The sequence below is a fragment of the Azonexus sp. genome (assembly GCF_030824335.1).
Classification (GTDB): domain Bacteria; phylum Pseudomonadota; class Gammaproteobacteria; order Burkholderiales; family Rhodocyclaceae; genus Azonexus.
In genome coordinates, this window is the sequence record NZ_JAVBXX010000014.1 from 133,041 (window position 1) to 143,577 (window position 10,537).

The 10,537-nt window shown below is 54.4% G+C and carries 9 protein-coding genes; 4 read left to right on the forward strand and 5 right to left on the reverse strand.

What is annotated here, in order from left to right; genetic code table 11:
• Genes mnmE through rpmH form a run of 5 tightly spaced genes read right to left on the reverse strand, consistent with a single transcriptional unit; the run spans position 1 to position 3,774 of the window.
• Complete coding sequence (mnmE, locus tag RCI20_RS10730) at positions 1-1,359, reverse strand: tRNA uridine-5-carboxymethylaminomethyl(34) synthesis GTPase MnmE (protein WP_306605297.1); 1,359 nt, start codon at positions 1,357-1,359, stop codon at positions 1-3.
• A 3-nt stretch (positions 1,360-1,362) separates the two neighbouring features.
• The gene (gene yidC / locus RCI20_RS10735) at positions 1,363-3,018 is read right to left on the reverse strand and encodes a membrane protein insertase YidC (protein ID WP_306605299.1); all 1,656 of its coding nucleotides are present in this window, start codon (positions 3,016-3,018) and stop codon (positions 1,363-1,365) included.
• Positions 3,019-3,044: 26 nt separating this feature from the next.
• On the reverse strand, positions 3,045-3,254 hold the full coding sequence (yidD, locus tag RCI20_RS10740) for a membrane protein insertion efficiency factor YidD (protein WP_306605301.1): 210 nt from the start codon (positions 3,252-3,254) through the stop codon (positions 3,045-3,047).
• Entirely contained in the window at positions 3,251-3,622 is a 372-nt protein-coding gene (rnpA, locus tag RCI20_RS10745) for a ribonuclease P protein component (RefSeq protein ID WP_306605303.1), read from the reverse strand. Before rnpA ends, yidD begins: the two co-directional genes overlap by 4 nt.
• 17 nt (positions 3,623-3,639) lie before the next feature.
• Positions 3,640-3,774, reverse strand: coding sequence for a 50S ribosomal protein L34 (gene rpmH, locus RCI20_RS10750; protein WP_027457001.1), 135 nt, complete (start codon positions 3,772-3,774; stop codon positions 3,640-3,642).
• A gap of 231 nt (positions 3,775-4,005) precedes the next feature.
• Here rpmH and dnaA point away from each other — a divergent pair, with 231 nt between their 5' ends.
• From dnaA to RCI20_RS10770, 4 genes are all read left to right on the forward strand, one after another.
• Entirely contained in the window at positions 4,006-5,397 is a 1,392-nt protein-coding gene (gene dnaA, locus RCI20_RS10755) for a chromosomal replication initiator protein DnaA (protein WP_306605310.1), read from the forward strand.
• A 209-nt stretch (positions 5,398-5,606) separates the two neighbouring features.
• The gene (gene dnaN / locus RCI20_RS10760; protein WP_306605312.1) at positions 5,607-6,713 is read left to right on the forward strand and encodes a DNA polymerase III subunit beta; all 1,107 of its coding nucleotides are present in this window, start codon (positions 5,607-5,609) and stop codon (positions 6,711-6,713) included.
• A 72-nt stretch (positions 6,714-6,785) separates the two neighbouring features.
• Entirely contained in the window at positions 6,786-9,275 is a 2,490-nt protein-coding gene (gene gyrB, locus RCI20_RS10765) for a DNA topoisomerase (ATP-hydrolyzing) subunit B (protein ID WP_306605314.1), read from the forward strand.
• A gap of 159 nt (positions 9,276-9,434) precedes the next feature.
• The gene (locus tag RCI20_RS10770; RefSeq protein ID WP_306605316.1) at positions 9,435-10,295 is read left to right on the forward strand and encodes a DUF3553 domain-containing protein; all 861 of its coding nucleotides are present in this window, start codon (positions 9,435-9,437) and stop codon (positions 10,293-10,295) included.
• Positions 10,296-10,537: the final 242 nt, after the last annotated feature.

Sequence of the window (10,537 nt, forward strand, 5' to 3'; positions counted from 1 at the left end):
TCACTTGCCGATGCAGAAGCGGCTGAAGATGACACCGAGGAGGTCGTCGGCGGTGAATTCGCCGGTGATCTGACCGAGTGATTGCTGGGCCAGACGCAGTTCTTCAGCGAACAGTTCGAGCGCCGGCATGATGCCTTCGACGACGCTGCGGGCTGCTGCGACGTGTTCCTGAGCGGCGGCCAGCGCACGCAGATGGCGTTCGCGGGCGATGAAGACATCTTCGGCCTGATGCCACCCGGCGATGCGCAGCAATTCCTGGCGCAGCAGCTCAATGCCGCGATTGGCCTTGGCTGACAGCGAGATCGCGACACCATCGGTTTCATCGTGGCGTCCCGGCTCGCGGCCGGCGAGATCGATCTTGTTGTAGACGGTGATGCGCTGCAGGCGCTCGGGCATTTTTGCCAGAATCTCGCGGTCGACCGCAGAAACGCCCACATTTGCATCGACCAGCAGCACGACCACGTCAGCGCGTTCGATTTCCTGCCAGCTACGTTCGATGCCGATCTTCTCGACAACATCCTCGGTATCGCGCAGGCCAGCGGTGTCGATGATGTGCAGCGGAATGCCCTCGATCTGGATGGTCGAGCGCAAGGCATCGCGGGTAGTGCCGGCAATCGGCGTGACGATGGCCAGATCGTCGCCAGTCAGGCGATTGAGCAGCGAGGACTTGCCGACGTTCGGCTGGCCGGCGAGAACGACGTGCAGGCCGCTTTGCAGCAGCTTGCCCTGGCCAGCCCGGTCGAAGATCTCGGCCAGTTTCAGTTGCAGGCGTTCCAGGCGGCCGAAGGCATTGGCGGCCTGCAGGAAATCGATGTCTTCTTCGGGAAAATCGAGTGTTGCTTCAACCAGCATGCGCAGGTTGATCAGTTCCTCGTTCAGCTCCCCGATGGCGCGCGAGAACTCGCCCTGCAGCGAACGGACTGCCGAACGGGCGGCGCTGGTCGTCGCGGCGTCGATCAGGTCGGCGACAGCCTCGGCTTGGGCCAGGTCCATCTTGCCGTTGAGGAAGGCGCGGCGGGAAAACTCCCCGGGTTCGGCCAGCCGGGCGCCGAGGTCGAGACAGCGCGCGAGCAGCATCTGCATGACCACCGGGCCACCGTGGCCCTGCAGCTCGAGCACGTCTTCGCCGGTGAATGAATTCGGGCCGGGGAAAAACAGCAACAAACCGCTGTCGACCGCAGCACCGTCGGCCGCCTTGAAATCAGCCAGCGTCGCGTAACGCGGCTGGGGATTCTTTCCCGTCAGGGCAAAAGCAAAGGGCAGCAAATTGCTGCCCGATACCCGGATCACGCCGACCCCGCCACGACCTGGGGCCGTGGCGATGGCGGCGATGGTGTCCGAAGTTGCTACAACTGCCACACCTTAAGCCTTGGCGTCATTGGCAGCCTTGCCACCGGCTTCCATCATGCGCGTGATCTGCCACTGCTGGGCGATCGAGAGCACATTGTTGACCACCCAGTAGAGCACCAGACCGGCCGGGAACCACAGGAACATGATGCCGAAGACAAAAGGCATGGCCATCATCACCTTGGCCTGGATCGGGTCCGGCGGTGTCGGGTTCAAGCGCATCTGGATGACCATCGAGATGATCATGATGACCGGCAGGATGTACCATGGGTCCGGTGCTGCCAAGTCGGTAATCCACAGAATCCATGGTGCATCGCGCATTTCGACGGCGCCGAGCAGTACCCAGTACAGGGCGATGAAGACCGGAATCTGGATCAGGATCGGCAGACAGCCGCCGAGCGGATTGATCTTTTCGGTCTGGTACAGCTTCATCATTTCCTGGTTCAGGCGCTGCTTGTCGTCGGAATAGCGTTCCTTCAACTGCACCAGACGCGGCGTGACCAAGCGCATCTTGGCCATCGACTTGTACGACGCAGCCGACAGTGGGAAGAAGGCGAGCTTGATCAGGATGGTCAGGACAACGATGGCCCAGCCCCAGTTGCCGACGATGTCGTGGATGAACTGCAGCGCCCAGAAGATCGGCGCGGCGATCACCGTCAACCAGCCGTAGTCGACAACCAGATCGAGACCAGGGGCAACTTGCTTGAGTGCAGCTTGTTCCTGAGGACCGGCAAACAGGGTCACTGAAGTCTGCCCGCTGCTTCCCGGTTTGATTTCGCTCACCGGAACGATCACGCCCATCTGAAACAGTTTGCTGCCATCGAGCTTGCGCATGTAGTACTCGCGCTGCACGCCTTCTTGCGGTATCCAGGCCGAAACGAAGTAGTGCTGGACCATGGCCAGCCAACCGTTGTCGGCAGTCTTGGCAAACTTGGCACTCTTGTCTGCGACATCGCCAAAACTGGATTTCTGGTATTTCTCGGCATCGGTATAGACAGCAGGACCGGTAAAGGTGTGCATCATCATGTTGCCACCGGCCGGCTCGCCGTCGTCACGCTGGACCTGGAAGTAAGCGTGCGGCGCCAGCGGTTTCTCGGAACCATTACTGATTTCCCAAGCCACATCGATCGCATAGGAAGCGCGTTTGAAGGTCAGTATCTTGGCGATCTTCACACCCTGCGGTGCATCGGCTTCAAGACGAACCTTCAGTTCGTCGCTGCCGTCAGCCAGCTTGACAGGACCATCGACACGGCGGAAAAGGCTGCGGTGCGATGGCAAGCCTTCACCAATCAAACCGCTTTGTGCAGAATATTGATGCTTGGTATCGAACAGGAGGTAATTCTTCTCCTTGTCGTCGTTTTCTTTGTAATTAAACAATTCCAAGCCAACCAGATCGCCACCTTGGGTGGAAATCGTCACTTTCATCAGGTCGGTATCGACGGTGAAAGTTTTGGCGGTAGAAACCGGTGCAGCCACTTCGCTGACAACTGGAGAACTGCCAGCTTGCAAACTGACGGAAGGGGTTGGCGCAACACCGTTGGCGCTTGCCGAAGCGGTGTTTGCCGCAAGATCGGCAACCGGTTTCGGGTGCTTGTACTGCTGCCAGTTTTCCCACAGCATGAAGCTGGAGAAAGCGAAGATCATGACCAGTATCAGGCGTCGAGTATCCATGAGCTGCCTACGTAGTTTAATGGTGTTCAGGGAACGGGATCATACCCGCCAGGATGCCAAGGGTGACAGCGGCAGATGCGTTTTACACTCAGCCAACCACCTTTTACGGCGCCGAATTTCTGTATTGCATCGACCGCATATTCCGAGCAAGTCGGAAAATAACGGCAACGCCGACCAAAAAGCGGGCTGATCGCATATTGATAGACGCGAACCAGCGCGATGAACAAAATTTTCATTTTGCATCTCTTTTTGGGCGGGGTCGTGACAGTCGATCAAGCAGACCGTTAATGTCTGCGGCGATCCCCAAGCCATCGATCGGGCCAGGCTTCACTACCAGTCTGACGATCAGATCGCAAACTGGTAGTGTGCCGCGCCGAATTCTGAATTGCTCGCGCACGATGCGCTTGACCCGATTGCGGTCAACCGCCCGTTTGAGCAATTTTTTGCCAATCACCAAACCCAAACGGGCATGGGTACTGACTTCCGGTCGCGGCTGATAGTGCAACATAAGCCAGGTACCGCGAATCGCCTTCCGAAAACCAAAAACGGATGAAAACTCATCCGTTTTGGTCAGGCGATAGCGTCTGGCGAAGTTGAAATCCACCTCGCCGGGCGTCCGTTTTAAACGGCCAGACGTTTGCGACCCTTGGCGCGGCGAGCAGCGAGAACTGCACGGCCACCCTTGGTGCGCGAACGGACCAGGAAGCCATGGGTGCGCTTGCGGCGCACGACCGACGGTTGATACGTGCGTTTCATGTCGTAATTCCTTGAGTGAGCGGAGAAAAACGCGTGATTACACCGTGTTTCACAGTGTTCTGTCAAGCTGATTTATTTATTGAAGCTGTGGATAACTTGTTGATGGACGGGTAGAATTGCGCCCTGCTCGGCGCTCAAAAAGCTGCTGAACTGAATCAATATTTGTTTTTAAATCATAGAATTAGAAGACCGCCAGCGATATCTCGCCCGAGCGGGGAGGTTTTTTCGTCGATGTCCGGTTTCTGGGAATCCTGTTTGCAGCGCTTTGAACAGGAACTGCCCGCGCAACAGTTCAATACCTGGATCAAGCCACTTCGCCTCGAAGGTGAAAGTACAGCGCTTGAAGATGGGCTGCGCCTGATTGCGCCCAACGGCTTCATCCTTAAATGGGTACGTGATCGCTACCTGTCGAGAATCGAAGAATACGCCCAAGCGTATTTTTCAGCTCCTATTGTGGTTGCGTTGGTTATTGGCAGTAACAAGCCGGTGGCTGCACGGGTTGAAAAATCTACGATAGAAAATATCGATAACACGCCAAAAAGTTCGGTCAAATCTAGCGCAAACAGCGAAAAACCACGTGCCAAGGCGACATCAACTTACGAAAAATCGCGCCTTTTCTCAAACTTTACTTTTGATAATCTGGTGGTCGGTAAAGCCAACGATCTGGCACGCGCCGCAGCGGTGCAGGTTGGCAACAATCCCGGGAGCAGCGCATACAACCCGATGTTCATTTATGGTGGTGCTGGTTTAGGCAAGACTCACCTTATACATGCCATCGGTAATCGCATCGTGACTGAATACCCGGACAAAGTGGTCCGTTACGTTCATGCCGAAGACTATTACTCCGATGTCGTTCGGGCCTACCAGCAAAAATCTTTCGACACCTTCAAGCGTACTTATCGTTCGCTTGATGTACTGCTACTTGATGATGTGCAGTTCTTCAATGGGAAAAACCGCTCTCAGGAAGAGTTTTTCTTCCTGTTCAACGCGCTGATCGAAGCGCGCAAGCAGATCATCATCACTTGCGATACCTATCCGAAGGACATCAACGGTCTGGATGATCGCTTGGTAACTCGTTTTGACTGGGGTCTGACAGTCCAGATCGAACCGCCGGAACTGGAAATGCGTGTTGCCATTCTGCAGAAGAAGGCCGAAGCCGAGGGTATTCGACTCGACGATGAGGTCGCCTTCTTCATCGCCAAGCACTTGCGTTCCAATGTTCGCGAACTGGAAGGCGCCTTGAAAAAAGTGCTGGCCTATTCTTCGTTCCATGGTCGAATCATTGCATTGGACCTGGCCAAGGAAGCACTGAAGGACATCATTGGTTCTGTACGCAATGTCGGCATCGACAACATACAAAAGACCGTTGGTGACTATTACAAGATCAAGGTGGCTGAACTTTTCTCCAAGAAACGTACGCGTGCCATTGCGCGACCACGTCAGGTTGCCATGTGGCTTTGCCGTGAAGTGACTTCCCACAGTTTTCCGGAAATTGGCGATGCGTTCGGCGGACGGGATCACACCACGGTAATCCATGCGGTAAAAACGATAGATACCTTGCGTGCAAAGGACAGCGAACTCAATCACGATCTGCACGTTCTGCTGCAAGTTTTGAAAGGATGAGACTGTTGGCAAGCTTGTGAGCAAACTGTCAGCCTTTTGTGGACAAGCCCTGCTTTTCCACTTTATGGGAAAATTATCCAGTTTTCATCCACAGGCAATCCAGAGGCTTTCCAAGACGGCAAATATTGTTTCAAGTAACTGAAATATAAAAGAGTTTTTTAGTTATCCACAAAACTGTTCCCGATATAGTCTATTAAGGAATTTAATTTATGGTTCTTATTAAAAGCCAAAGAGACACGCTTCTGGCCCCGTTGCAGTCAGTGTCGGGAATCGTTGAGCGTCGCCATACACTGCCCATACTGTCGAATGTGCTTCTGGAAAAAAAGGGTGATTTGCTGACTTTGTTGGCCACCGATATCGAAATCCAGATCACCACTACCACTTCAGGGGCTGGTGGTGATGGTGACGGGGCTGTTACGGTTGGTGCTAGAAAGCTGCAGGAAATTCTGCGCTCGCTGCCTGACAGCACGGAAATAACGCTGAACCTTGAGGACAAGCGTTTGCAGGTCAAAGGGGGAAAGAGCCGTTTCAATCTGCAAACTCTTCCCGCAGACGATTTTCCTCGCATGACGCTGAATGAAGGCGACACCAAACAGTTTTCGATTACCCAGAAGGCTTTTCGCCAATTGATCGCGAAAACCCAGTACGGTATGGCTGCACAGGATGTTCGTTATTACCTTAACGGTCTGTTGCTGCTGGTCGAAGGCAATGAGCTTCGTGCGGTAGCCACTGACGGGCATCGTTTGGCTTATGCCAGTGTCGGTATTGAAACCGAGTTGCCGCGCCAGGAAATGATTTTGCCGCGCAAGACCGTTCTCGAACTGAACCGGTTGCTGGTTGATACCGATGATCTTCTTGAAATCACATTGGCGACGAATCAAGTTCGCTTTGCTTTCGGTTCTGTCGTTCTTGTATCGAAATTGATCGATGGGAAATTCCCGGATTACGAACGCGTCATTCCGCCAAGTTTGAGAAATCATATGACTGTTGGACGACAGACATTGATGCAGGCGATGCATCGTGCGGCAATTTTGACCAATGAGAAATTTCGCGGTGTACGTGTCGTTTTGAGCGAAAACAGTTTGAAGCTGATTGCGGCAAATGCCGAACAGGAAGAGGCTGTGGAAGAAATCGAGGTACAGTACACCGGTGATGCCATTGATGTCGGCTTCAATGTAGGTTATCTGCTCGACGTTCTGAACAACGTACACTCGGATGAAATCCAGTGGAGTTTCAACGACGCCAATTCGAGCGCCTTGATCACTGTTCCCGGCAACGACAACTTCAAGTATGTTGTCATGCCAATGCGCATTTGATCAGCTGTTTCTGAAAAGAAGTAAAAGGCCCAGCCGTATGGAAGGGCCGCGTTTCACGTGGAACCAAGAACAATGAGTGAAGAGAACGTCCCGCAAGGCACTGACGCACCGGCATACGGTGAAGCCAGCATCCAGATCCTCGAAGGCCTGGAGGCTGTACGCAAACGGCCGGGCATGTATATCGGCGATACGTCCGATGGTACCGGCCTGCATCACCTGGTCTTCGAAGTCGTCGATAACTCGATTGACGAAGCACTGGCCGGACATTGCAACGACATCATCGTCACCATTCACACCGACAACTCGATCTCCGTCATCGACAATGGCCGCGGCATCCCGACCGGCGTCAAGATGGACGACAAGCACGAGCCGAAGCGTTCCGCCGCGGAAATCGCGCTGACCGAACTGCACGCTGGCGGCAAGTTCAACCAGAACTCGTACAAGGTGTCCGGCGGTCTGCACGGCGTGGGCGTGTCCTGCGTCAATGCGCTGTCCAAATTCCTGCGCCTGACCATCCGCCGCGACGGCAAGAAGCACTTCATGGAATTTTGCCGTGGCGTGCCGGTTGACCGCAGCATCGAGGTCCGTGAAGGTGTCGAAGTCTCGCCGCTGAAAGTTCTTGGCGACACCGAAAAGCGTGGTACCGAAGTGCATTTCCTCGCCGACGACGAAATCTTCGGCCACGTCGAATTCCACTACGAAATCCTCGCCAAGCGCCTGCGCGAGCTGTCCTTCCTCAACAACGGCGTCAGCATCAAGCTGGTCGACCAGCGTTCGGGCAAGGAAGAGCTGTTCGCTTTCGCCGGCGGCGTGCAGAGCTTTGTCGAATACATCAACCGCACCAAGTCGGTCCTGCATCCGAACATCTTCTACTCGGCCGGCGAAGCCAAGGTCGGGCAGGGCGCTGCCGATACCGGCATCACCATCGGTGTCGAAGTCGCCATGCAGTGGAACGATTCCTACCAGGAACAGGTGCTCTGCTTCACCAACAACATCCCGCAGTCCGACGGTGGCACTCACCTGACCGGCCTGCGCGCCGCGATGACCCGCGTCATCAACAAGTACATCGACGAAAACGAAATCGCCAAGAAGGCCAAGGTCGATATCGCCGGTGACGACATGCGCGAAGGCCTGGCCTGCGTGCTGTCGGTGAAGATGCCGGACCCGAAGTTTGCGTCGCAGACCAAGATGAAGCTGGTTTCCAGCGAAGCGCGTGGTGCCGTCGAAGAAGTCGTCGCCCAGAAACTCGCCGATTTTCTGCTGGAACGTCCGGTCGACGCCAAGATGATCTGCGGCAAGATCGTCGAAGCCTCACGCGCCCGCGAAGCCGCCCGCCGTGCCCGCGAAATGACGCGGCGCAAGGGCGTGCTCGACGGTGTCGGCCTGCCCGGCAAACTCGCCGACTGCCAGGAAAAAGACCCGGCGCTGTGCGAAATCTACATCGTCGAGGGTGACTCCGCAGGCGGCTCCGCCAAGCAGGGCCGCGACCGCAAGTTCCAAGCGATTTTGCCGCTGCGCGGCAAGGTGCTCAACGTCGAGAAGGCCCGCTTCGACAAGCTGATTTCGTCCGAGCAGATCGTCACGCTGATCACCGCGCTCGGCACCGGCATCGGCAAGGACGACTTCAACGTCGAAAAGCTGCGCTACCACCGCATCATCATCATGACTGACGCGGACGTCGACGGTGCCCACATCCGTACGCTGCTGCTGACGCTGCTCTACCGCCAGATGCCGGAGCTGATCGACCGTGGCTACGTCTATATCGCCCAGCCGCCGCTGTACAAGGTCAAGCATGGCAAGACCGAGCGTTACCTCAAGGATGACCTCGAATATCACCAGTTTCTGTTGAACATGGCACTCGACGAAGCCGTGTTGATGCCGACAACTGGTGCAGCCATCAGCGGTCCGGCGCTCGAAGGCTTGGCCCGTTCCTGGCTGGCCACCGAAGCGATCATCGAACGCTTGGCCCATCTGGTGAATCCGGAAGTCCTGCAGGCCATCGTCCGCCACAATATTCCGGTCGACCTGTCCAGCGAAGAAAAAGCCCGCTCCAGTGCTGAATTGATCGCCGTCCATATTCCCGCCAACACGCGCATGGTGCCCAAGTTCGACGACATCCAGGAGCGCTGGATCCTGCGCGTCGAGCGCATGCACCACGGCAACCTGAAGGTCGGCTTGATCGACGAAGACCTGCTGCTCTCCGGTGATTTCATCCAGCTCAAACGTACCGCGGAAACCTTGGCCGATCTGTTTGGTAACGGCGGCGTCATGGCCCGTGGCGAGAAGAAGCAAGTCGCCGCCAATTTCGGCGAAGCCATGAAGTGGCTGCTCAACGAAGTCGAACGTGGTATTGCCAAACAGCGCTACAAAGGTCTCGGCGAAATGAACCCCGACCAGTTGTGGGAAACGACGATGGATCCGAAAGTTCGCCGTTTGCTGCGCGTACAGATCGACGATGCAATTGCTGCCGATGAAATTTTCACCACCTTAATGGGTGAATTGGTTGAGCCACGTAGGGCATTCATCGAAACTAACGCATTGAATGCTCGGATAGATATTTAAAAAATATTCATTTTAAATTTTAAAAATGGCCGCCTTTGGGCGGCCATTTTTCTATTCGATGCTTTGGTTGAACAGAGAAGCTCGTCTGATTCAGATGGTCACCTCACGGGGCGTGATAAAATTTGCTGCTTTTTCCGGTAGATAGAAGCGGAGAGCAAGATGAGCAACCTGATCGCAGGCGATCGTGTAAAACACCCAAACCAAGAGGAATGGGGATTAGGGAAGGTGCTCACCGCAACTCCCGAGAATCTCGATGTTTTTTTTGTTGGTGCGGGACGCAAGAGACTTTCACGGTCGTTCGTCAAACTGGAAAAAGCCGAAGGAATCGAATCAAAGCACCTGCTGCTGGATAATTTGATCGAAACCTCAGAAATCAGTAGCGACAGCTTTGTTACGATTCCTGTAGCGATTGAACGCTTCATGAACAATTACCCCGATGGTTTCGAGGATGCTGGTTTTATCAAGGCATATCGTGAAGCCAACATGACGGGTCACAAGTTCTGCGTCAATTTGTTGGGGCAAGAAGAACTTGCCAGACTTATCGAAGATGCGAATTTCGAAGCAGTTTGTGACCGCGCACGTCACGTCGAATCAAGTACCAACTTGTTGACCAAAAGTGAGCGGAAAGCGTTTCATGACGCATTGGAACTCCCTGCTTGTCAAAAGTTGTTTGCATTAGCACTGGATGAACTGCTTTACGGGACTCAATCGGAAGAAGCACGTTTCAAACACTTTCTTCGCACTATCGGAATACTGCATTTGAACAAGTGGCCGTTTGCGACACTGTTCAGCTTCATCCGCTATCCGCAACAGCATGCTTATATCAAGTCTACGGTGATTCAGAACGTGGCTAGAAGCCTCTGCTGGCGAATCAACTACAAACCGGAACCGAATTGGAAGACATACGATGCCATTTTGAGGCTCTATCGCTATGTTCGCCCGAATTTGCTTGAAGAGGGTTTGATGCCTCGTGATCTGATTGATGTGCAGTCTTTTGCTGCCTCCATCATCCAGAAATAGCCTTTCGCACAGACTCGAAACAGTCCGCTGAAATTTTTATCAGAAAATATTTAAAAAGTTGTTGACGTACTCCGGATATATCTTCATAATTTGGCCCCTTCGCTGCTGCAGACGAATCGGTTGAACGAAACGGCGCGGCGGGAAATGTTCTTTAACAGTTTGGACAACCGATAAGTGTGGGTGTCTTGATGCAGTGGTTTCGGCCACGAAAATGTATTAAGGCAAACGCACAGATGTAGAGA